The organism is Sphingopyxis granuli NBRC 100800 (assembly GCF_001591045.1).
Taxonomy (GTDB): domain Bacteria; phylum Pseudomonadota; class Alphaproteobacteria; order Sphingomonadales; family Sphingomonadaceae; genus Sphingopyxis; species Sphingopyxis granuli.
In genome coordinates this window covers 1-21,190 of sequence record NZ_BCUA01000028.1, presented here as the reverse complement: position 1 = coordinate 21,190, position 21,190 = coordinate 1, and the positions used below count along the sequence as shown (strand labels likewise).

Sequence of the window (21,190 nt, the reverse complement as noted above, 5' to 3'; positions counted from 1 at the left end):
TTCCGGCTTGACTCGCGCTTGCCGATTGCACAAAATTATCGATAATAATTGCACAATGCCTTTGGGAGGGATTCATGAAACGCAAGACGCATCTTCTTTTCTGCGCGACCGCGGTCTGGACCGCGATGGCCGGCCCGTCCTTCGCGCAGGACGTCGCGCCCGCAGCGCCCCCGGCCGACGCGGCGTCCGAGGCGGGCGACGACGGCGCCATCGTCGTCACCGCGCGGCGCCGCGAAGAGCGATTGTCGGACGTTCCGACCGCGGCGTCGGTGATCGACGCGGCCGCGCTGACCGATCGCGGCGGCGCGCAGACGAGCGGCGAACTGCTCGCCGATCAGCCGAGCATCCGCTTCAACAACCTCAGTTCGTCGGTGACCTCGGAAATATCGATCCGCGCCTCCTCGACCGCGCGCGCGACCAACGGCGACCCCAGCGTCGGCCTCTATCGCAACGGGTCCTATATCGGCGGCGGCGCCGTCGGCGGGCGCAATTTCAGCCGCCTCGACATGCTCGACATCGGCCGGGTCGAGGTGCTGCGCGGCACGCAGGGGGCGCTCTATGGCCGCAACGCCGTCGGCGGCGCGATCAACATCATCTCGGCCGAGCCCGGATTCGACCTCTCCGGCTGGGCGAGCGCCCGCTATGGCTTCGAGACCAACAGCTTCCAGATGCAGGGCGCGGTCAACGTCCCGCTCGGCGAGGGCGCGGCGGTGCGCATCAGCGGCGACCTGGTCCAGCAGGACAAGGGCTTCTTCTACAACCCCGACAACGATGTCTATTTCGACCGGCAGAAGGGGCACGGCCTGCGCGGCCAGCTTCGCCTCGCGCGCGGCCCCGTCGACATCGTCCTGCTCGCCGAAACGCAGCGGCTGACGACGCCCGCGATCCACTATCAGATCTTCATTCCGGCCGGCACGCCGGGCTTTCCCGGCGGCTATATCCAGGATCGCTTCCGCTATCCCTGGAGCACCGCGCCGCGCGCCAGCCAGGACATCGACGGGCTGCAGGCGATCGTGCGCGTCGACCTCGGCGGCGCCCGGCTCAACGCGACGACCTTCTTCCGCAAGCGGCACAGCGAATATGATCTCGACAACGACGGCGTCAGCGCCGCGGAACTGGCGCGCGCCCGCGCTGCCGGGCAGGTCGGGCCGGCGACGCCGATCGATCCGGGCAGCGCCTCCTATGTCGTCGACACGACCGACATGCTGTCGCAGGATTTGCACGTCACCGGCGGCAGCGACCGCCTGACCTGGCTGTTCGGCGTCGAAGCGATGCTGCTCGACAGCGACTTCTCGGTGACGACGACCCGCACGCCGACGCTCGCCAATCCGTCGCCCGGCAACGTCGCACCCGCGCGGCTCCATTTCGAAAGCTATGCCGCCTATGGCTCGCTCGGCCTTGATCTCACCGACAGGCTCAACCTGACCGGCGAGCTGCGCTACACCCGCGACAGCCGCAGCATCAGCGCCCGGCTCTATGATCTGGGAACCGGGCTTCCGACCGGCGGACCGACCCGCGTCATCGACGACAGCATCGAAGCCGACAACCTCTCCTACAATGCGACGCTGTCCTACAAGCTCGCGCCCCGCATCCTCGCCTATGCCAAGGTCGGGAGCAGCTATCGCGCCGGCGGGTTCAACACCCGCCTGTCCGACCCGCGCGCGCCGAGCCCGGTCGAAGTGCTGTTCGGCAACGAGAACAGCACGAGCTATGAGGTCGGGATCAAGGGCCAGCCCGCCCGCCGCGGCTATTTCGCGATCGCGGGCTATTACACCGATCTTCGCGACCTGATCGCGCAGGTCGACGACGGCTGCGCCCTGACCAATCCGACCTGCCCGGTGGCCGCGGTCAGCTATCTGACCAATGCCGGCAATGCGAAGAGCTGGGGCATCGAGGCCGAATACAGCCAGGGATTCGACATCGGCGCGGGAAGCGGGCGCCTCGCACTCAGCGGTTCGCGTCAGGGCGGCGAGGTCAAAAGCGGACGCTACGCGGGGCTCGACCTGGCGCAGGTGCCCGACTGGCTGGCGTCGGCGAACCTCAATCTGCGCTACCCGGTCGCGCGCGACGTGACGATCACGGGGAACATTCTGGTGAGCGCGCAGTGGGGCGGCAAACAGGAACTGACGCCGACCTCGGTCGACCTCGACGACTATCGGCTCGTCAACCTGCGCTTCGGCGTCGAATTCGGCGGGTTCGGCATCGCCGCCTTCGCCAACAACGTCTTCGACAAGGTCTATTATGTCGCACAGGCGCCGACGATCAACCGCTACAGCCAGCCGCGCGTCGTCGGCCTCGAAGCCCGGTACAGCTTCTGAAAAACGGGCCGATGCCGGCCTGCACGGGCAGGCGCGGCATCGGCCCAAGGTTTCCCCAGTGGTGGGGCGGAGAAGACCGGGACGCGATCGGCGGCGGCTATTCGAGCAACGGCAGCAATTCGTCGGTCAGGTAGCCGAAGCGGCGCATCTGCTGGTGATGGGCGGTCACGACCGCGCGAACCTGACGCGGGGTCAGCCTGTCCCGCCACTGATCCGCCCGCCCCTCGCGGAAGAAGCGTTCGGCGCTGTCGGGCTTTTCGCTGAACCCCGCCTCATCCTCCTGCTGCTTCAGCGCGGCGAAGGACGACCGCTCGATGGCGGTGGCGAGTTGTTCGGGCGAAGGCGAAAGCAGCAGGTGGCGGGCGAGCGCCCCGAACGCCGCGGCCGGATCGGCCAGCATGTCCTCGTAGCGCATGACATGGATCGCGCGATGCGGCGCGCGCGTCCAGCTTTCGACATGCTGGCTCCACGATCCGTAGATCTCATAGACGCTCTTGTCGGAAACGCCGGTTTCCTTGTTGCGCAGCGCCATCTCTTCGATCGCATAGTCGATGTCGCTGCCCAGGTGATGCGCATAGGATATGGCGACGTCGAGCGGGTTGCGCACGATATAGATAGCGCCCGACGTCACCGCGAAGTTGATCGCGGGCACGCCGCGGTCGGACACCAGCGCATGATGGGTCTTGACCATCGCCAGCCCCTCGGTGCGCTCGGCGATCTCGGCCTGAACCGCCGGGCGGATGCGCGCGATCTCGGCGCGGTCGGCTTCGGCGACCGGCTTGCCCAGATGGCGCTCATAGGGTTTGGCCGCGATGTCCCACAGCGTATATTCGGTCATCCGGTTGATGCTCTGCGGCGCGTCCGCGTCGTCGTCCTGCAGGATCTTCAGCAGGTTGTTGAGGAACGCCCGCGTCCAGGTGTTGCCCGACTTGGGGTAGGAGGCGATCCACAGGATGCCGCTGGGCGCCGCCTCCGTCCCGGGCGCCTCCTCGCGGTCGCGGCGCTCGTCCCGCTCAATCGAGGCGGGCATGACGGAACCAGCCGACGCGCACCTGTTCGCCGCGCGGCGTATAGCCGATCAGCGTCAGGTCGATGCCATAGATCGGCCAGATCGGCTCGCGCTGCTTTTCGCGCAACTCCCCCGATTGCAGGATCGCGACCATGCCCAGCAGATTTTCCTGCACATGGTCGGCCGCCCACGCTTCCAGCACCGTGCGGGTGTGGCCGATGATCCGCGCCGCGACATCCTTGCGCCGCGCGGCGGGCGACACGGCGCACCGCAGATGGGCGAACCGCCCCTTGAGCGGCGGAAAATCACCCAGCCGCGCCGTCGAGACCCCCGCCAGCCGCCCACCGAGATAGGCGACGACGCACAGTTCGGCGGCGCGTTCCTCCGCGACATCGTCGGGCATGCCGATCTCGCGCCAGAAGCTCTTGGCGTCGGCGACGCAACGGGGATCGTCGCGCCGCCATGCCTGGACTATTTCCAACGGTTCCATATCGGCCACCTTATGTCCCGGTCGACGTGCACGACAAGGGAAAGGATTGGCGGCACAGCACGATCAGAAACCGATGCCGAACTTCACATAGGCACCGCGGATCGTCCGGTCGAAGGATTGCGCCTTGTCGATCCCGCCGTCGATGGCGTCGAAGAAGCGTTCCCAGCGATAGCCGGCGGCGACCTTCACCCCGCCGACGCGATAGGAGAGGCCCATGCTGGCGCCGAGGTTCGGCACGGTGACCCGGCGCGACCGGCTGCGGTCGATCGTTTCGTCGTAGAGGCTGTCCTTGAGCTGCGGCGGATAGGCCTTGTTCGGTTCGAAGTGATAGTAGGTGGCGTCGCGCTCCTCGCGGCTCGCCATCGTCTGCTTGCCGAACAGCAGGCCGCCGTTGATGCGCCAGTCGAGGGCGAGGCTGCCATCGCGGTCGTTACCCACCAGCCGCTTCGACGCTTCCCACGACAGCGAGGGGCCGAAACCTTCGAACTTGCGCTTGCTGGCCAGCGAAGCGTTGTACAGGCTGTGATGCTGGGTCGGATATTTGATCTGCTCATAATCGGCGCGATAGCGGTCCGGCACGCCGACCATGTCGATATCGGTGGCCGAGTCGAACCGCGCATAAGTCGCGCCGAAGCCGAGAACCGAACTGCCGCCGTCGCCCATCAGGCCGAGCCCGACATCCTTGCCCACCATGAAATCGACGATGTCATGATCTTCGTGCTGGCCGACGTCGATCGTCCCGAAATTCTCGCCGCCGCTCACATAAACAGGCGGATCGATGGGGAAGAGAGGTTCGCGGTAACCACCCTTCGCCTCCTCGGACTCGAGTCCCTTGTTACGCGCATTGAACTTGCCGCCGCGATAGGCGCCCAGCACCTGCCAGCCACCGGGCAGGTTGAAGGCAATCCGTCCCTCGCGAAGGTGGCTGGTGCCCAATTTGGCCTTTTGAGTCGCCGCCGACGTCGCCGCGAAAGGCTGGCTCGGCAGATAGCTTTCAAGGAAATCGGGAGCCAAAACGGCGTTCTGATATCCAAGCTGGTTGAAGCCCATGCCGAATTCCAGCTCGACGGGATAGCGTTCGCCCGGCGCGCGATGCCGCCAACCGCTTCCCCAGGGCAGCGAGCCTTCGCCGAAGCTCTTGTTGATACGCAGACCATAGAGCCGCGGCTCTGTCAGGAACACGTTGGTGGTCAGGCCGGAATCGTCGCTGTTGAGGAACGACCCGGTCAGCGCGGTCTTGTTGAAGACATTCTTGACATAGGCCATGATCCGCCAGCTGTCGGCGATGTTCAGGATCGCCGCGACATTGACCGTCGAATAACCGCGCAGCCGGTCATAGGGATCGGCGTTGATGACGCGTGCCCAGCTTTTCGACTGGTAGTGATAATCGCCGTGCAGCGTCAGGTCCCAATCGGTGGCGAGCGGGATCGTGTAATCCACTGTCGCCGTTGCCGTATAATGGGGCGCGTTCGGCAACTCGTTGCCGCTCAGATCCTTGGAAAATCCCTTTCCGCCGTTCGGAGCGGTCGCGGGATCGAAACCGATATAGCCTGCGTATGCGGGGTCAACCGGCACCGTGCCGTCACCGCTCCGCTTGACCGTCGGGTTGGGAACATAGGGCAAGCCCGTCATCGGGTCGACGCCGCCATAATAGGCGTCGATGCACATGCCGTTGAAGCTGCCGCCCTGACCCTGCGGAAGGTTGATCTTGCCGCCCGCGGCAACGACATAGGCTGGCAGAATGCAATTGGACGGAATCGTCGGGAACGGACGAACGACCACCCAGTCGGAGTTGCCGGCGGTCCGGTCCATCAGGTCGATGGCGCTCGATCCATTGGCAAGGCGCGTGTTCTGATATCCGCCCTTGAACCCCAGCCGCAGACGATCGGTCGGCCGCAAATCGGCCTCGATCTCGAGCCCCCACACCTTCGAATCGAAGTTCGAGTTCACCGCCGCCCGATTGACGATCTCCGACGTCTGATAGTCCTTGTAGTCGTAATAGAAGGCGCCGAGGTTCAGCGTCATCGCGCCGTTGAACAGCGTGTTTTTGGTCCCGATCTCGAAGGCGTTGACATATTCGGCCTTGAAGGTTTCGGGCGCGCCCTGAAGCTCCGAGATGATCGACGGGTCGAACTGGCCATAGGTTGCCAGGACGATCGGCGGTGGATTAGCGCCACCGGCCTTGTAACCCCGCGCGAACGACGCATAGAGCAAGGTGTGATCGGTGAAGCCGGTATCGGGCTGCCAGTCGAGCGCGATACGCCCGGTCGGTTCGCTCCATTTCTGGGACACCACCTTCGCCGTGGGATATTCGCCGGTCGCAAACCCGGCGAGCAGCCAGCTCGGAATCTGCGGCGCATCCTTCTCGTCGACGGTGAAGCGCAAGCCGCCGGTCAGTTTCAGATTGGGCGTGATATTATAATAGGCCTCGCCGAACGCGGCATAGGAATGAAGCGTGTAGGGGTTGCGGCTGAGGAAATAATTGCGCCCTTCACCGTTCAGGCTGCCGATCGGATTGGGATCGATATAGACACAGTTGGTGATGCCGTATTGCCCGCCCGGATCGGGCGCTGCACCCGACGGGTACTGGCATTCGCTGTTGTCTGAGACGCCCGGGACATAAACATTGCCATCGGCATATAAGCCCCATTGCAGAGCCGCAAACATGCTGAGGCTGTTGATGAAGACATAATAGCGATCTTCAGTCTTGTAGCGCAGATAGTTGGCGCCCAGGCTGAAATTGAACGGCCCGTCGAAATCCGACGACAGGCGAAGTTCCTGACTGAACTGCTTGGATTCGGCGGTCGACAAATCGCCGAGCAGCAGCCGATCCGAACAACCGAGTTGTGGATCGCAGAACACGCCATCGGCATCGAGAACACCGGGGCGCTGTGGCTTTACAACTTTGAACGTGGGATCGAATGCGCCCGATTTGGTGGTGAAGCGATTATAGTCCTGAGTGGAGAATAGCTTGTCGGTGCTATAGGCGGTTTCCGAACTCAGGGTCAGCGTATCGCTGAGGTCCATATTGAGTTGCAGCTCGAAGATATCGGTCTTTGCGCGATATTCCGGCTCGAACGAGGATTCGATAACGCGCAGGTCGCGCGACTGGAACGCGCTCGCATAGGGATCGACGTTCTGGTAAACTGAGTTCCCGAGATTTCCCGTCGGTCCGTAAAAGGGCAAAGCAAATCCGTTCGGCGTCTGGAACGCTTCGTCGGAATAGAGCGATACCGGTAGGCAGCCCTGGCTAAGATAGGTGCGGGCCCCGAAATACCCGCCCGAATCTTGGTTGACGGAAACGCCGCCAACTTCGCTCAGCCCCGGGTCTTTCTTGCACAACTGCTTGCCGCTGCGCAGCCGGTCGTCATGTTCCTGGAAATGCTCGTAGACGAAATCGGCGCGCAGCCACGAGGTCGGCTCGAGGCGCAGTGAGGCCCGGATCGACCACAGGTCGCGGCCGTCGATCTGCTTCCCCGTCATCTGGTTCGTCGTGTAACCGTCGCGCTTGGTCATCGCGCCCGCGAGGCGGAAGGCGACCTTGTCGTCGACCAGAGGGATGTTGATCATCCCTTCGACCCGCCGGTTCTTGTAATTGCCGGCATCGACCGACGCGAACGCGTCGGGGAAATATTCGGGCTTGGCAGAGATCAGGTTGACCACGCCCGCGGTGGCGTTGCGGCCATAGAGCGTGCCCTGCGGGCCGCGCAATATCTCGATCCGCTCGACGTCATAGAATTCCTGCTCGAAGAAGCGGTTGCGGACGAACGGCGTGTTGTTGAACGCGATCGCCACCGCCGGGTCGGTCGTCGCCGACACCGCCTGCGTGCCGATGCCGCGGATCTGGATCGTGTAGCCGGTGAAATTGGTCTTGCTGAAGGTGATGTTCGGCGCCTGGCTGATCAGATCGGGACCGCCCGCGACCTGCCGCGTCGTCAGATCCTCCTGGCTGAGCGCCGTCATCGCGATCGGCACCTCCTGGATCGATTCCTGGCGCTTTTGCGCCGTGACCACGATGATGTCGTCGCGATAGGTGCCCGCGCCCGCATCGCTTTCCGACGTGTCCGCCGGAACGGCCTTCGGGACGACCGAATAGGTCTGCGGCCCCGTGCGCTGGGCGACCAGCCCGGTGCCGTCCAGCAGGACGGCCAGCGCGCGGTCGGCGGTCATGTCGCCCCGCACCGCGTTGGTCTTCTTGTTCTGCGTATAGCGCCGCGCGGCGACGATCTGGATATCCGCCTGCCGGCCCAGCTCCGCAATCCCCGTTGCCGCCGCCTGCGCCGGAACGTCGAAAGTCTTGCTCTGCGCGTGCGCCGGGCTCACCGTCGCGACGCAGACGATCGCGGTCGAAGCCATCAGCGCGGCGCGGCCGATTCCAATCCCCATCATGTCCCTCCCTTGTCGGGCGCTTCCCTGCGCCCCTGCCCCACAAGAGACCCCGGCCCGGATTTTCCTTTTCCGGCGCGCCGATTCTTCAAAGACCGGGCCGGCCGATGCGGATCTGCGCGGGATCGGACAGGTCGACGGGCACCCCCAGGCTGACCTCGACCGCCTGCGCGAACCCTTCGGGATCGTCGGTGCGGAACACGCCGTCGAACCGCTCCGCCGCGACGGCGGGATCGGCGACGACCAGCTGGCGACGATTGTAGCGGTTGAACTCGGCCACCGCGCTGTCGAGCCGGTCGCCGGCGAGGTCGACCTTGCCGTTGCGCCATGCAAGCGCACGGTCGATCGCGGACGGTGCGGCCGGGGCCTGCTCGATCGCGGCATCGTCGGCGACGAAGCCGCGCGACCCGGCCTTCAATCGGACGCGATGGCCCTCCGCGCCATCGGCCCAGACCTCGACCACGCCTTCGGTGACGAGCACGTCGGCGCCCCCGGCGCGGCGGCGCACCGAAAAGGCCGTGCCGACCGCGCGGATGCGCGCGCGGCCCGCCGCGACGACGAAGGGGCGCCGCTTGTCGCGCGCGACCTGGAACCAGGCTTCGCCCCGCTCGATCCGCACGTTGCGCGCCGCGTCATCGAGACTGACGTCGATGGCGCTGGCGGTGTTGATCGCGGCGATCGAGCCGTCGGCCAGCGGCACGCGCCGGATTTCGCCCACCGCGGTCGCATAGCTGGTGCCGCCGAACAGCAGCACGCCCCCGCCGACCGCCGCCGCGACCGCCGCGCCGCCACCCGCGAGCACGCGCCGCCGGCTCCATCCCGCCCGGACGCCCGTATCCTCGCGCACCGCCGATTGCGCCGGAAACGGCCGGTCGAGCGTCATCCACGCGGCCTGGGCGCGCAGCAACGCGCCGGCATGCCTGGGGTCGCGCGCCAGCCAGCGTTCGAGTTCCCGCTCCTGCGCATCGGACCAGTCGTCGCCGTCCATCCGCGCGACATAGCGCGCGGCATCGGCATCGATGTCGCTGGCTCGCCGCCCGGTCATCGCGGCCGCTCCCCGCCCTCGAAAGCGGCGAGGCGCGCCGCGCTCAGCGCTTCGCCGTCGCGCCACGCGCGCTGGACCGCCCGCACGCCATGATAGATCTCATTCTCGACGATGCTTTCGCTGATGCCGAGCGCGGCCGCGATCTCGCGCTGCGACCAGCCTTCCAGCTTGCGCATCCGGACGATCCGGCGGCGGCGTTCGGGCAGGGCGTCGATCAGCGCCAGCAGGCGCCGATAGTCGATCCGGCTTCCCGCCTCGCGCTCGGGCGACGGGCGCATGTCGTCCTGAAAGGCGTCGATCTCGGCGATCGCCTCGATCGGCACGACCCGGGCGCGCCGCAGACGGCGGACGAGAAGGTTGCGGGCGATCGAGAAGAAATAGGCATCGGGGCGATCGATATGATCGACGCTCTCCAAGGCCGCCAGCCGCGAATAGGATTCCTGGATCAATTCGTCGATATCCTCCTGGGACGCGCGCGTGCGGGCCAGCCACGCGCGCACGGCCGCTTCGTGGGGAATGACGTGCTCGGTCACCCACGCGGCCATGCGGCGTCGCCGCTCGAACTTCACGCCCTTGGTCGTGGGCTTTTCTCCCTCTCCCTGGGATTCTATCGTCTTGAGCCCATAAGAGCCACGAGCGCGAATTTTCCTTTCGCGACCGGCGAAAATTGTCGGCGCGGACCTTCACGAAGGTGCGACGGCCGCAGCAGCGGGGGCCGGGTCGACCGCATAACACAGCGCGCAGCACGGCGCCGCATCGGGCGCCGGTCTCATTCTGATCTGTCGGAAAACTGGAGCGGGCGAAGGGATTCGAACCCTCGACCCCAACCTTGGCAACTTGATCGTGACACTTTTCGATTTCTTCCTTTTCTACGCTACCGCCCCATAATTGCTTACTTTCTTGAGATTATCTCTACGACGCCCTATCCTCGACTAGCCGCTGGAGTACCGTTCAGCGCTGACAATTTGTTGACAATTGCGTGATCTGAGATTTTGTCAGCAAGAGGAGTGGCAACATGCCGACGAGCAAGCTGACAAAGCGTACGATCGACGCGGTGGTATCGCCCGCCTCGAAACAACTCATCTATTGGGACACCGAGATTAAGGGATTCGGACTTCGCGTTCTCCCATCGGGCCTGAAGACCTTCATCGTTCAATACCGCAATGCCGAGGGCATTCAGCGGCGCATGAACCTGGGCCGCTTTGGCGTGCTCACCGTCGAGCAAGCGCGTGATCTCGCGCGGCTGAAGTTGGCGGAGGTCATCGTCGGCGGAGATCCAGCGGACAAGGTCCGGCAGTCGCGCAACGGCATGACGGTGGCCGAGATGTGCGATTGGTATCTCACTGAAGCACGGGCCGGGAACATCCTCGGACGAAAAAGCCTTCCGATAAAGTCATCATCGCTCGACATGGACGAGAGTCGCATAAAGACGCACATCGTCCCGCTGCTCGGAAAACGTGTCGTGAAGCATCTGAAAATTGCCGATGTCGAACAGATGCAGACCGATGTGAAGAACGGAAAGACTGCCAAGCCGCGCACCGGAGGCCGCGGTGGCAGGGCGACCGGCGGTCCCGGCGTCGCGGGTCGCTGCGTCGGAACGCTCCAGGCAATCATTGGTCATGCGAAGCACAAAGGCCTGCTCGAGGTCCATCCGACGCTGGGAGCAAAGAAGCTCGCGGGAAAGAAAAGGACTCGTCGTTTGAGCGTGGCCGAGATCATGATGATGGGAAAGGCGATCGCCTACGCTGAAGCCAATGGGGAGAACCCGATCGCCCTCGGTGTGTTGCGAGGACTATTGCTCACCGGCTATCGGCGGCAAGAAGCGCAAGCAATGCAGCGAGCCTGGCTCCATGCCGATCGCGGATACGTTGTCTTTCCGGATACCAAGGGCGGAGCGCAAGTAAGAGCGATCGGACCGGCCGCCATCCGCATTCTGGAAGCTCAGGTGGAGATAGTCGGCAATTCCCACTTCTTTCCGTCCGCAGCGGGCGATGGCCCATTCACGGCTGTTAGCGACTGCCTGAAACGGGTTTGCGGCTTGGCGGGTATCACGGGAGTTACACCGCATACGCTTCGCCATACCTTCGGAAGCGTTGCCGGAGATTTGGGATTCTCCGAGCTTACGATCCGGGCAATGCTGGGTCATGCCTCGCAGAATGTAACTCAAGACTATGTCCACATCGACGAGGCGCTAAAGCTTGCCGTGCAGCGAACGTCCGACGAGATTGCACGATTGCTTGACATCGGCACTGACGCAAAAATGGAAATGGCGCGACAGTGAGTGCTCAAACGCGGCTGGCCGGCTGCGCCAGTCAGCTTTCGGGCGCGGATGGAGAAATAGCCGATGGCCCAAAAGGCTCGCCGAACAGGGTGCTTGCGATTGCGGTTGCCGCGATCGCCCCGGCGAATTGCGCAACAACAAACATTGGAACGTCATGCGGCGCGATACCCGCAAATGTGTTCGACAGGCCGCGCACCACGGTGATCGCCGGATTTGCAAAGCTCGTCAATGACGTGAACCAGTAAGCAGCGGTGATATAGAGCCCGACCGACGCCGCCACGGCCTGTGGCTTGTATCTCGCGGTACCGAGGATCGTCAGTACGAGGCCGAAGGTCGCAACGAACTCGGCGGTCCACTGCCCCAATCCGGTTCTCGCCTTTGTCGAAAACTGTAAGATCGGAAGGTCGAACATCAGATGCCCGGCCCACGCGCCGAAAATGCCGAAGGCAAGCTGAGCAACGACATATGCACCGGCGTCGAGCTAATGCGTGCAAGTCCTCACGGTCGGACGCAGCGACCTCATGAAGCTGTGGTGCGCCGGGGAGGAATGACGAGGACGCGAAATCTATATTGGATTCGATTGCTTGATTGAGCGTTTCCCGAAATGCGACACCGATTGTGCGCTTCTGGAGCGAGATAAATGCGTTCACCTCGGCTTCGACTTTTTCAATCGACAGTTTCAGGCTTTGGAGATCGCGGAACAGGGTGGATGCAGGCGAAAGCGTGTCTGCACTCGGGGCGGGCGTTTCGGTTATTTTGGTCATGTCATCCAGTTGGCGGCGGGCCTGGACAATGACCAGAAGCTGAGATCGTCCGACATGGTCCGAGATTCTACTTTCTGTCGCGAAGCGTCTCAAAGGTGCTGGCCCGCGGTGCGCGCAGCTTCTCGCGCCGGAAGGGACGTATGCGGCCTATCTGTCTGTACGTGCGCACATCCGAGTGTCAAACGGCGTTCAAAAGGGATCCCCGATCGGCGTCGAAGAGGGACCCCCTTTTCGGATAATATGATGCTGGTTTGTTGAAGATGGCCTTGCGCTGCGTGCGGCGGAGGGCGGGCGTAGCCCGACCGGAGGCGCGCGCAGCGCAAGATAGATTTTTGAAGGCGCCGAAGGTGGCTGTCAGCTGCGGTTTTTGAAGCGCCAGCTGTCGTTGCCCGTCTCGACGATATCGCAGTGGTGGGTGACGCGGTCGAGCAGCGCCGTGGTCATCTTGGGATCGCCGAACACGGTCGGCCATTCGCCGAAGGCGAGGTTCGTGGTGATGATGACGCTGGTCCGCTCATAAAGCTTGCTGATGAGGTGGAACAGCAACTGCCCTCCCGAGCGGGCGAACGGCAGATAACCGAGCTCGTCGAGCACGAGCAGGTCGAGCCGCGACAGCTGCGCCGCCAGGGTCCCGCCTTTGCCGATCCGGGTCTCCTCTTCGAGGCGTGTCACCAAGCGTGTCGTCATCCAGTATATCCGTCGTCAGCCGTTTCACACTGGGATCGTTCGACGCCTCGGGCCGCCTGCTTCCTGCATAGACGCGGTCAAATCGACCCGATACGACAAGTTGATCGACAAGCGCGGCGCCGATGCCGCCACCGCTTCCAATCACCAATGCGCGCTTACCGCTCAAATGCTGCCCTTCCCGGCTATGAAATTGCTTCGGCTATCGGATGCTTAATCGGCGGCGGCGCGATCTCCCATATGCCTCAAAGGGAAGGTAGATCGGTGCCTAGAAGCCGGCCTCGACCGCGAGCCGGATCGCATCGGCCGTCGTTTCGACGCCGAGCGCGCGCAGCAGCGCAGCGCGGTGCATCTTGATCGTGCGCTCCGACAGCGACAGCGTGAACGCGATCTGCTTGTTGAGCTGGCCGCTCGCCATCAGCTTCAGCACCTCGCGCTGCCGCGGCGAGAGCGCCTCGATCTGCGCCCGCGCCCGCGCGCTCCGTCCTCCCACCGCCTCGCCCGCCTCGTCGATCTCGATTTGCGAGCCGAGAAAATACTCAAGAGTTCCGTCGGGGCCGAAAATCGGCGCTACCAGCACGGCATTGCGAAACGGCGTTCCGTCTTTCCGGTAGTTGAGGATCTCCACGAGAGCCGGCCTCTGCTCCCGGATGGCGATCCTTAAAGTTTCGGTCAGTTCGGCTTCGGTAGCGGGGCCGGCGAGGAAGCGGCAATTGCGCCCGACGATTTCCTCCGGTCCATAGCCGGTGAGCGCCGAAAAAGCCGCATTGCACTCGACGATCGGGTTATCGGGGAGGCGCGGATCGCTGATCACCGCGGCGATCGGGCTAGCCGCGATCATTGTCTTCAATGACATAATATCCGCCCGCTCACCCCTGGATGCCCCAAGGGACATGTTGCGACACTTCCCCTTGCTCATGCAAGCCTGCGCCGATGACAAATGCGACGAACCGGAAAAAATTGCGCATGACGCCCCGCATGTCGACGGCACGGGCAGGCTCACCGGCGGCGGCTGGCCATCGTGCGTGCCATCGCGGCGACCGCGAGACCAAGGTCTGATGCGGGTCGCGATCATTGGAGCCGGCATTGCCGGGCTCGCCTGTGCGCGGCGGCTGCGCGATGCCGGGCTGGAGGCAACGCTTTTCGACAAATCCCGCGGCATCGGCGGCCGCCTCGCGACCCGCCGCGCGGAGCCGGGCGATCCCGGGGTCGCATTCGATCATGGCGCAACGCATTTCACGGCGCGCTCCGAAGGTTTTACGAGGCTGGTCGCCGCGTGGGAGAAGGCGGGTCTCGCGGCGCGCTGGCCAGTCGCGGGCGCGGACAGCTGGGTCGGCACGCCGACCATGACCGCGCCGCTCAAAACCCTCGCGGACGATCTCGATGTCCGCCTGTCACGACCGGTCACGGCCCTGACCAGATCCCGCACCGGCTGGACGCTCCACAGCGAAGCCAGGCGGCTCGGCAAATTCGATACGGCGGTGATCGCCATTCCGGCCGAGCAGGCCGCCCCGCTTCTGTCGCTCCATGATTTCGAGATGGCGCGCGCGGCCATGGCGGTGCGCTATAATCCTTGCTGGACCGCGATGTTCGCCTTCGAGGAACGGATCGAGGAGCTCCCCGATTTCCTTCGCGGCGCGGGCTCACTCGTGACCGCGGCACGCGACAGCGCCAAGCCCGGACGCGCGCCGGGCGAACGGTGGGTGGTGCAAGCCGACTGGACCTGGTCGGAAGCGCATCTGGCCAGCGAAAGCGCGAGCGTCGCACGTCTGCTGCTTGCCGAACTCGGAAAGGTCGCCGGCCGCGAATTGCCCGCCCCAAGCCATATCGCGGCCCATCGTTGGCTATTCTCTCAGCCATCGGGACAGGATCCGAAGCTGCTGTGGAACCCTGCCATCGGCCTCGGCGCCTGCGGCGACTGGCTCTACCATGGCTTTGCCGAATATACCTGGCTGTCGGGCCATGTTCTCGGCGCCGCGATCGCAGCGGAGGCGCCGCGATGACGCGCGCAATCGTGATCGGAGCGGGCATCGGCGGCCTTGCGCTCGCCATCCGCCTCCAGTCGGCGGGCCTCGATACGCTGCTCGTCGAAGCGCGCGACCGACCGGGCGGCCGTGCCTATGTCTTCGAGAAGGATGGTTTCACCTTCGACGCCGGGCCGACGGTCATCACCGACCCGGCCTGTCTTGACGAGCTCTGGGCGCTGAGCGGTCAGCGGCTCGAGCGCGATGTCGACCTCGTCCCGGTCTCGCCCTTTTACCGGCTGAGCTGGCCCGACGGATCGATCTTCGACTATGGCAATGACAAGGAGGCGCTCGCCCGCCAGATCGCCGCGCTCTATCCCGCCGATGTCGCGGGATATGAGCGGTTTCTCGGCTTTTCCGCGTCGGTTTACGAGGAAGGCTATGTGAAGCTCGGCGCGGTCCCCTTTCTCGACTTCCGCTCGATGCTGAAGGCGGCGCCGGCGCTTGTGCGGCACCGGGCCTGGCGCTCGGTCTATCAAACCGTCGCAGGCTATGTGCGGAGCGAAAAGCTGCGCGAGGCGCTGTCCTTTCACACCCTGCTCGTCGGCGGAAACCCGATGGCGACGAGCAGCATCTATGCGCTCATCCACAAGCTCGAGCAGGATGGCGGCGTCTGGTATGCGCGCGGCGGCACCAACCGGCTCGTCGCCGGCATGGCCACGCTGTTCGAGCGTCTCGGGGGCACGCTGAGGCTCGGCGATCCCGTTGCCCGCATCGAAACCGAAGGGGACCGGGTAACCGGCATCATGACGCGGAGCGGCTTCACAGCGCGCGCCGATCTCGTCGCCTCGAACGCCGACCTCATGCACAGCTACCGCGACCTGCTTGCGCATCCGCGAGGCAAGCGCGAGGCCGGACGCCTCGCGCGCAAGAACTGGTCGCCGAGCCTCTTCGTCCTCCATCTGGGTGTGCGCGGCACCTTCCCCGAGATCCCCCACCATATGATCCTCTTCGGTCCGCGCTATCGCGGGCTTCTCGACGATATCTACCGGAATGGCGGGCTCGCCGAAGATTTTTCGCTCTACCTTCATCATCCGAGCGCAAGCGATCCGGGCGTTGCGCCGGCGGGCCACAGCAGCTTCTATGCGCTTGCGCCGGTTCCGCATCGCGGCCATGCGCCGCTCGACTGGGAGGTCGAAGGCCCCAACCTCGCGAAGCGCATCATCGCCGAGATCGAGCGGCGCCTGATCCCGGACCTTGGCGCGCGGATCGTCACGCAAATCCAGTATGCGCCGCCGGACTTCGAACAGGATCTCGCCGCGCATCTCGGGAGCGCCTTCAGCCTTACGCCAACTCTGCTGCAGAGCGCCTATTTTCGGGGACACAACCGCGACGCGCGCATCGAAAATCTCTATTTTACGGGCGCGGGGACCCATCCCGGCGCAGGCATTCCGGGTGTCGTCGCGAGCGCGAAGGCGACGGCGCGCCTCATTCTCGGCGACATCGGGGTCAGGATGGACGACCGCCGCTACGAGAGCGGGGGACGCCCGAAATTTTCCGGGCTTGATGGCGCCACGGAAGATGCCATGTCAGGCTGAGCGGATCGACATTCCGGTTCTGCCGGCGGCCAGCGCCTTGCGACCTACGCCTGGCCGCGGCGGGGGGCGGTGATTGTTCATCGCCGGGCGGTGCGACACCATGTCGCACCGCCCAATCCTCCGCATGGACATCCCCGCCGATGCGAGTGCGCACCGTCCGGGCTTCCCGAAAGGTCATCTTTTGCGGAGGGGGGAGCGTGCCCGATGGCAGAACCAGCGACTGCCCGCACCACGGCCCGCCAAAAAGGGAAACCGCCGCCATGCCCCCCGCCATCTTGTGGCTTCGCCAGGACCTCCGCACCACCGACCATCCGGCGCTCCTCGCAGCGATTGCCGAAGGCCCGGTCATTCCGCTCTATATATTGGATGACGAGAGCCCCGAAACGCGCGCCATCGGGGGCGCGCAGCGCTGGTGGCTGCATCACAGTCTCGCTGCACTCGATGCGAGCCTTCGCAAACGCGGCAGCCGCCTCGTCCTGCGCCGCGGCGCTGTCGCCGAAATAGTCGAAAGCGTCGCGGCAGAAGCCGGCAGCACAAGGGTGCACGCGACCCGCTGCTACGAGCCCTGGTGGCGGCACTGCGAGGAAGCGATAGACGCCAGGCTCGAACTGCGACTCCACGACGGCAATTATCTTGCGCCGCCCGAGAGCATCACCAATGCGCAAGGCGCGCGCTACCGCGTCTTCACGCCATGGTATCGCGCGCTGCTGGAGCGCATGCCGCCCGCCCTTCCCCATGCGGCGCCCGACCATATTCCGCCGCCTCGGGCCTGGCCGGCGTCGGACAATCTCGCCGATTGGGGCCTGACCCCGATAAGCCCCGACTGGGCCTCGGGATTTGGCGACTGGCGCCCGGGCGAGAAAGGTGCTTGGCGGGCGCTACGCGACTGGCTGCCGCTTGCCGGCGCCTATAAGGCCCGCCGCGACTATCCCTCGCTCCCCGCGACATCGCGGCTGTCGCCGCATCTTCATTTCGGCGAAATCAGCCCCCGGTCGATCTGGCATGCGCTCGGCGAGCGCGACGATGCTGGCGCCGAGACCTTTCGATCGGAGCTCGGCTGGCGCGAACATGGCATCAATCTCGTCGACCAGATGCCCGATTATGGCGATCGGAACGGGCGCCCCACCTTCGATGATTTCGGCTGGCGGAGCGGCCCCGAAGCCGACCGGGACTTCACCGCCTGGACCCGGGGACGGACCGGCTACCCAATCGTCGACGCGGGTATGCGTCAGCTCTGGAATATGGGATGGATGCACAACCGGGTCCGGATGGTCACCGCCTCCTTCCTCGTCAAACATCTGCTGATCGACTGGCGCCGGGGAGAGCGCTGGTTCTGGGATACGCTGCTCGACGCCGATCTCGCCTCGAACGCGATGAACTGGCAATATGTCGCGGGCACCGGCGTCGACGCGCCAGTCTTCTCGCGCATCATGTCGCCGCTACTCCAGAGCGAACGGTTCGCGATGGGCGACTATGTCCGCGCTTATGTTCCCGAACTTGCGCATCTGTCGGACACCGAGATCGTCGCGGCCCATGGTCAGGATGCGCGGGTACCAAAGTATCCGCCACCGCTTGTCGGTCACGAGGCGGCGCGGGCGCGGGCGCTGGCTGCCTGGGAAGCACTGCGCGGCTAGCGAAGGAAGGTCATGCGGCTAGTCGAAGCCGGCGCTTGCCACGCCTTGGCTGTTGTAAACCGGGCCTTCGCGCGACACCGCGAATTTGCGGCTCGACGACGCGCGCACGCCAAATGCGCCGATATGCCCCAGCATTCCCCTGTACTGCGGCCCGGCCAGATGCGCGGCGAGCGCAGCTTCGCCGTGCCATTCCTCGAACACGTGGATGCGCGTCGCCACATGCGGATCGGCGGTCCAGTCGTAAGCGAGACAGCCTGGCTGTACGAGCGCGCCTTCGATCCAGCCGCGTGCGCCGGCCAGCGCCTCTCCGCGCGCCTCGGGATCGATATCGATGACCGCCTAGATCAGGATCTTCATGCCTGCACCTCGGTTCTTGAAAGCTGCGGCAACGGCCGGAACCGCCGCTCTGCAAACAGCCACCTGCCATCGACCCGGCGGCAGACGTCGTCATAGATGCCGAGGGTCCGGTGAAGCGCGCCGTCTCGCAGGAAGATTTCCTCGGTGTAGGACCGCATGGCCGCCTTTTCTTCACGGACCTCGATCAAACCCGGCCAAGCGCGAAAGACGATGTCGGGAAAGGCGCGCATCGCCGCGCGCCAGGTGTCGACGATTGTCGCCTTGCCCTCGAAAATCCCGAAACCGGGAAGCGACCACAGGCTGCCTTCGTCCCAGGTCGCGGCCCAGGCTTCGCTGTCTGCCCGGTTGACCGCGTCGGCATAGGTGTCGAGCAGGTCGCGTAGCGCCAGCCGGTCTTCGAACGATCCCTCGAATGGCATGCAAGCCCCCTTCTCGCCCGGCTGCGTCGATGGTTCAGCCTGCCGCCGGTTTGCCTCCAGCGGTTCGGAAGGAAAACTGCCGATATCGCTAGCGGCGAAGGCCGCCTCTGCCGGACCGGAGAACCCGCCCCAAAGGACAGGTCGCCCCGGCAGGGCGGGGCGCCTAAATTCACGCCTGTCCTATCCCCCCGGGACGAACATTCGAAAAGGAATGACCAATGGCTATTTCCCGTATCTCGCTTTCGCTTGCTACAGCAGCGCTCGCGCTTGCCGGCGGCATCGCGGCCGCCAAGAACCCGATGGTCGGCGGCGCCGCGATGTATGAGACCAAGACCATCGTCGAAAATGCCGCCAATTCCAAAGATCACACGACACTGGTCGCGGCGGTCAAGGCCGCCGGCCTCGCCGAGACGCTCTCGGGCGCCGGCCCGTTCACGGTCTTTGCACCGACCAACGCCGCCTTCGCCAAGCTTCCCGCCGGCACAGTCGATACGCTGCTCAAGCCCGAGAACAAGGCGATGCTGACGGGCATATTGACCTACCATGTCGTGCCGGGCCGCCTGACCGCGACCGATATTGCGGCGCAGGCCAAGGCCAATGGCGGCAAGGCGGTGCTCACGACGGTGCAGGGCGCCAAGCTCGCCGTCTGGGAGAAGGATGGCAGCTGGTATGTGAACGACGCCAAGGGCGGCACGGCGAAGATTGGCCCCGCCGACGTTCTCCAGTCGAACGGCGTGATCCACGTCATCGACGGCGTGCTGCTTCCCGCCTGATACATCACCGGGGCCGCGCGACGTCTGTTGGCGCAGCGCGGCCCCGCTTATCGAAAGCCCTCAAAGCCAGCCCGAAAGATCGCTCCTGACCAGGGCGGTGAGCATGTCCATCCCGACATCGCTGTCGTTGAGACAGGGTATATAAGCGAAGTGGCGGCCGCCGGCGGCAAGGAACTGCTCGCGGCCGCGGATAGCGATTTCCTCAAGGGTCTCGAGGCAATCGGCGGCGAACCCCGGCGCGATCACAGCCACCGACCGGCCTTCGCGGCCGAGCGCCTCGAGCATCATGTCGGTTGCCGGTGTCAGCCATTTGGCCTTGCCGAAGCGCGACTGAAAGCTCGGCACGACAGTCTTCCCCAGAACCTCGCCCAACCGGCGCGCGGTCTTGAGGCACATGCAATGATAGGGATCGCCGAGATGCAAGGTGCGCTCGGGCATGCCGTGGAAGCTTGCAACGATCGTGTCGGGCACGAAGTCGAGGCCACCGATCGCACGTCCGAGCGACGACGCCAGCGCCTCGAGATGGCGATCGTCATCATGATAGGGTGGAAGGATGCGCAGCGCCGGCTGCCAGCGCAGGCGCGCCATATGCGCCTGGACCGCATCGCTCACGCTCGCGGTCGTCGCGGCGCAATATTGCGGGTATAAAGGCGCGACGAGAATTCGGCGACATCCTGCCGCAAGAAGCGCGTCGATGCCGTCCGCGATCGGGCTGCTGCCATAGCGCATCGCATGCGCAACCACCGCATCACCTCCAAGCGATGCCTGGAGCGCTTTTGCCTGGCGGCGGGTGATCGCCGCGAGCGGCGAGCCCTCCGATGTCCAGATTTCGCGATAGGCCTTGGCGGACTTTCGCGGCCGAACCGCAAGAACGACCCCGCGCAGGATCGGCTGCCAGATCAGCGAGGGCAGTTCGACCACGCGCCGGTCGGAGAGAAATTCCGCGAGATAGCGCCGTACCGCGCGGCTCGTCGGCGCGTCGGGCGTGCCAAGATTGACGAGCAGCACGCCGATCCGGTCGGCCGTCACGGCGGGGTGCGCCGCCGGAAGACGGGCGAGCTCCGCCTCTCCGTAACAGTTCCCGATTTCAGGCGTTGCCAGAGGCCCTTCGACAGTCATTGCAATCTCCGCGGTCAGGATGCCTCGCGGCAACCATGCCGCGCGGCGTCGATCGCATGTCTTCGACTTGCCCTTCGCCGCCAAGCTGCACCAAGGGGCAGACTGGATACCGTTTCCCGCCTCCCGGCAGCCCCCCGGGATGCGGAAACTTCGCTTGCTGCCGCGACCCATCGCCGACATTCCGAGCGGCGCCCACACTCTTGAAACGGTAAAACGGCTTTCCTAACTTTTCCCCGGACGCGGGATTTTCCGTGTCCTCAGGACATAGAGAGCGCCGGCTCTGAGTCCCGGCGCATCTCATGCCCGAATTGCTTCAATCAGGAGGATTTGGAAATGAGAACCGATTTTT

General features: G+C 64.8%; 15 protein-coding genes and 2 pseudogenes. 6 read left to right on the top strand and 11 right to left on the bottom strand.

Annotated elements, in window-relative coordinates; all coding sequences use genetic code 11:
• The first annotated feature begins 74 nt into the window (after nucleotides 1-74).
• The gene (locus tag SGR02S_RS08725; protein ID WP_067108131.1) at nucleotides 75-2,318 is read left to right on the top strand and encodes a TonB-dependent receptor; all 2,244 of its coding nucleotides are present in this window, start codon (nucleotides 75-77) and stop codon (nucleotides 2,316-2,318) included.
• 97 nt (nucleotides 2,319-2,415) lie between these two features.
• On the opposite strand, the gene SGR02S_RS08720 is transcribed toward SGR02S_RS08725, so the two are convergent.
• The 5 genes from SGR02S_RS08720 to SGR02S_RS08700 all read right to left on the bottom strand — a co-directional run bounded on the left by SGR02S_RS08720 (nucleotide 2,416) and on the right by SGR02S_RS08700 (nucleotide 9,793).
• Nucleotides 2,416-3,348, bottom strand: coding sequence for a sulfotransferase domain-containing protein (locus tag SGR02S_RS08720; protein ID WP_067108128.1), 933 nt, complete (start codon nucleotides 3,346-3,348; stop codon nucleotides 2,416-2,418).
• Nucleotides 3,332-3,817 (bottom strand): GNAT family N-acetyltransferase, encoded by a 486-nt coding sequence (locus SGR02S_RS08715; RefSeq protein WP_156483017.1) that lies wholly within the window; start codon nucleotides 3,815-3,817, stop codon nucleotides 3,332-3,334. The genes SGR02S_RS08720 and SGR02S_RS08715 overlap by 17 nt, the downstream gene beginning before the upstream one ends.
• Nucleotides 3,818-3,880: 63 nt before the next feature.
• Nucleotides 3,881-8,203, bottom strand: coding sequence for a TonB-dependent receptor (locus tag SGR02S_RS08710; RefSeq protein ID WP_169799660.1), 4,323 nt, complete (start codon nucleotides 8,201-8,203; stop codon nucleotides 3,881-3,883).
• A gap of 88 nt (nucleotides 8,204-8,291) precedes the next feature.
• Nucleotides 8,292-9,248 carry a FecR family protein gene (locus SGR02S_RS08705; protein WP_067108119.1) on the bottom strand — a complete coding sequence of 319 codons (957 nt, stop codon included), beginning with the start codon at nucleotides 9,246-9,248 and terminating at the stop codon, nucleotides 8,292-8,294.
• The gene (locus SGR02S_RS08700) at nucleotides 9,245-9,793 is read right to left on the bottom strand and encodes an RNA polymerase sigma factor (RefSeq protein WP_082797053.1); all 549 of its coding nucleotides are present in this window, start codon (nucleotides 9,791-9,793) and stop codon (nucleotides 9,245-9,247) included. The genes SGR02S_RS08705 and SGR02S_RS08700 overlap by 4 nt, the downstream gene beginning before the upstream one ends.
• Before the next feature lie 470 nt (nucleotides 9,794-10,263).
• Between SGR02S_RS08700 and SGR02S_RS08695 the strand changes: the two genes are divergently transcribed.
• Complete coding sequence (locus SGR02S_RS08695; RefSeq protein ID WP_062764468.1) at nucleotides 10,264-11,529, top strand: tyrosine-type recombinase/integrase; 1,266 nt, start codon at nucleotides 10,264-10,266, stop codon at nucleotides 11,527-11,529.
• 31 nt (nucleotides 11,530-11,560) lie between these two features.
• Here SGR02S_RS08695 and SGR02S_RS08690 read toward each other — a convergent pair.
• The 3 genes and pseudogenes from SGR02S_RS08690 to SGR02S_RS08680 form a co-directional block, all read right to left on the bottom strand.
• Nucleotides 11,561-12,004 (bottom strand): annotated as a pseudogene (locus SGR02S_RS08690) (aquaporin family protein); the annotation flags it as partial.
• 643 nt (nucleotides 12,005-12,647) lie between these two features.
• Nucleotides 12,648-12,977, bottom strand: a pseudogene (locus tag SGR02S_RS08685) (ATP-binding protein); the annotation flags it as partial.
• Nucleotides 12,978-13,245: 268 nt separating this feature from the next.
• Nucleotides 13,246-13,833 (bottom strand): PAS domain-containing protein, encoded by a 588-nt coding sequence (locus tag SGR02S_RS08680; RefSeq protein ID WP_067108114.1) that lies wholly within the window; start codon nucleotides 13,831-13,833, stop codon nucleotides 13,246-13,248.
• Between the two features lie 202 nt (nucleotides 13,834-14,035).
• Between SGR02S_RS08680 and SGR02S_RS08675 the strand changes: the two genes are divergently transcribed.
• The 3 genes from SGR02S_RS08675 to SGR02S_RS08665 all read left to right on the top strand — a co-directional run bounded on the left by SGR02S_RS08675 (nucleotide 14,036) and on the right by SGR02S_RS08665 (nucleotide 18,173).
• Nucleotides 14,036-14,980, top strand: coding sequence for an NAD(P)/FAD-dependent oxidoreductase (locus SGR02S_RS08675; RefSeq protein WP_067108171.1), 945 nt, complete (start codon nucleotides 14,036-14,038; stop codon nucleotides 14,978-14,980).
• Nucleotides 14,977-16,539, top strand: a complete 1,563-nt coding sequence (locus SGR02S_RS08670) for a phytoene desaturase (RefSeq protein WP_082797045.1) — start codon at nucleotides 14,977-14,979, stop codon at nucleotides 16,537-16,539. The genes SGR02S_RS08675 and SGR02S_RS08670 overlap by 4 nt, the downstream gene beginning before the upstream one ends.
• 260 nt (nucleotides 16,540-16,799) lie before the next feature.
• Nucleotides 16,800-18,173 carry a cryptochrome/photolyase family protein gene (locus tag SGR02S_RS08665; protein ID WP_067108111.1) on the top strand — a complete coding sequence of 458 codons (1,374 nt, stop codon included), beginning with the start codon at nucleotides 16,800-16,802 and terminating at the stop codon, nucleotides 18,171-18,173.
• A gap of 18 nt (nucleotides 18,174-18,191) precedes the next feature.
• On the opposite strand, the gene SGR02S_RS19590 is transcribed toward SGR02S_RS08665, so the two are convergent.
• Both SGR02S_RS19590 and SGR02S_RS08655 read right to left on the bottom strand, forming a co-directional pair.
• Nucleotides 18,192-18,500, bottom strand: coding sequence for a putative quinol monooxygenase (locus tag SGR02S_RS19590; RefSeq protein WP_255211427.1), 309 nt, complete (start codon nucleotides 18,498-18,500; stop codon nucleotides 18,192-18,194).
• 26 nt (nucleotides 18,501-18,526) lie between these two features.
• Nucleotides 18,527-18,949, bottom strand: coding sequence for a nuclear transport factor 2 family protein (locus tag SGR02S_RS08655; protein WP_067108107.1), 423 nt, complete (start codon nucleotides 18,947-18,949; stop codon nucleotides 18,527-18,529).
• A gap of 218 nt (nucleotides 18,950-19,167) precedes the next feature.
• On the opposite strand from SGR02S_RS08655, the gene SGR02S_RS08650 reads away from it, so the two are divergent.
• Nucleotides 19,168-19,722: a fasciclin domain-containing protein gene (locus SGR02S_RS08650; protein WP_174521643.1), complete on the top strand. Its 555-nt coding sequence runs from the start codon at nucleotides 19,168-19,170 to the stop codon at nucleotides 19,720-19,722.
• 60 nt (nucleotides 19,723-19,782) lie between these two features.
• On the opposite strand, the gene hemH is transcribed toward SGR02S_RS08650, so the two are convergent.
• On the bottom strand, nucleotides 19,783-20,751 hold the full coding sequence (gene hemH, locus SGR02S_RS08645; protein ID WP_255211425.1) for a ferrochelatase: 969 nt from the start codon (nucleotides 20,749-20,751) through the stop codon (nucleotides 19,783-19,785).
• Between the last annotated feature and the right edge of the window lie 439 nt (nucleotides 20,752-21,190).

What these genes read in the sequence shown, in the direction of transcription:
- SGR02S_RS08710 (WP_169799660.1), bottom strand. Translation starts at nt 8,203, where the DNA reads ATGGGGATTGGAATCGGCCGCGCCGCGCTGATGGCTTCGACCGCGATC.
- SGR02S_RS08655 (WP_067108107.1), bottom strand. Translation starts at nt 18,949, where the DNA reads ATGCCATTCGAGGGATCGTTCGAAGACCGGCTGGCGCTACGCGACCTG.
- SGR02S_RS08695 (WP_062764468.1), top strand. Translation starts at nt 10,264, where the DNA reads ATGCCGACGAGCAAGCTGACAAAGCGTACGATCGACGCGGTGGTATCG.
- SGR02S_RS08720 (WP_067108128.1), bottom strand. Translation starts at nt 3,348, where the DNA reads ATGCCCGCCTCGATTGAGCGGGACGAGCGCCGCGACCGCGAGGAGGCG.
- SGR02S_RS08670 (WP_082797045.1), top strand. Translation starts at nt 14,977, where the DNA reads ATGACGCGCGCAATCGTGATCGGAGCGGGCATCGGCGGCCTTGCGCTC.
- SGR02S_RS08715 (WP_156483017.1), bottom strand. Translation starts at nt 3,817, where the DNA reads ATGGAACCGTTGGAAATAGTCCAGGCATGGCGGCGCGACGATCCCCGT.
- SGR02S_RS08700 (WP_082797053.1), bottom strand. Translation starts at nt 9,793, where the DNA reads ATGGCCGCGTGGGTGACCGAGCACGTCATTCCCCACGAAGCGGCCGTG.
- SGR02S_RS08725 (WP_067108131.1), top strand. Translation starts at nt 75, where the DNA reads ATGAAACGCAAGACGCATCTTCTTTTCTGCGCGACCGCGGTCTGGACC.
- SGR02S_RS08650 (WP_174521643.1), top strand. Translation starts at nt 19,168, where the DNA reads ATGGCTATTTCCCGTATCTCGCTTTCGCTTGCTACAGCAGCGCTCGCG.
- SGR02S_RS08665 (WP_067108111.1), top strand. Translation starts at nt 16,800, where the DNA reads ATGCCCCCCGCCATCTTGTGGCTTCGCCAGGACCTCCGCACCACCGAC.
- SGR02S_RS08675 (WP_067108171.1), top strand. Translation starts at nt 14,036, where the DNA reads ATGCGGGTCGCGATCATTGGAGCCGGCATTGCCGGGCTCGCCTGTGCG.
- SGR02S_RS08680 (WP_067108114.1), bottom strand. Translation starts at nt 13,833, where the DNA reads ATGTCATTGAAGACAATGATCGCGGCTAGCCCGATCGCCGCGGTGATC.
- SGR02S_RS08705 (WP_067108119.1), bottom strand. Translation starts at nt 9,248, where the DNA reads ATGACCGGGCGGCGAGCCAGCGACATCGATGCCGATGCCGCGCGCTAT.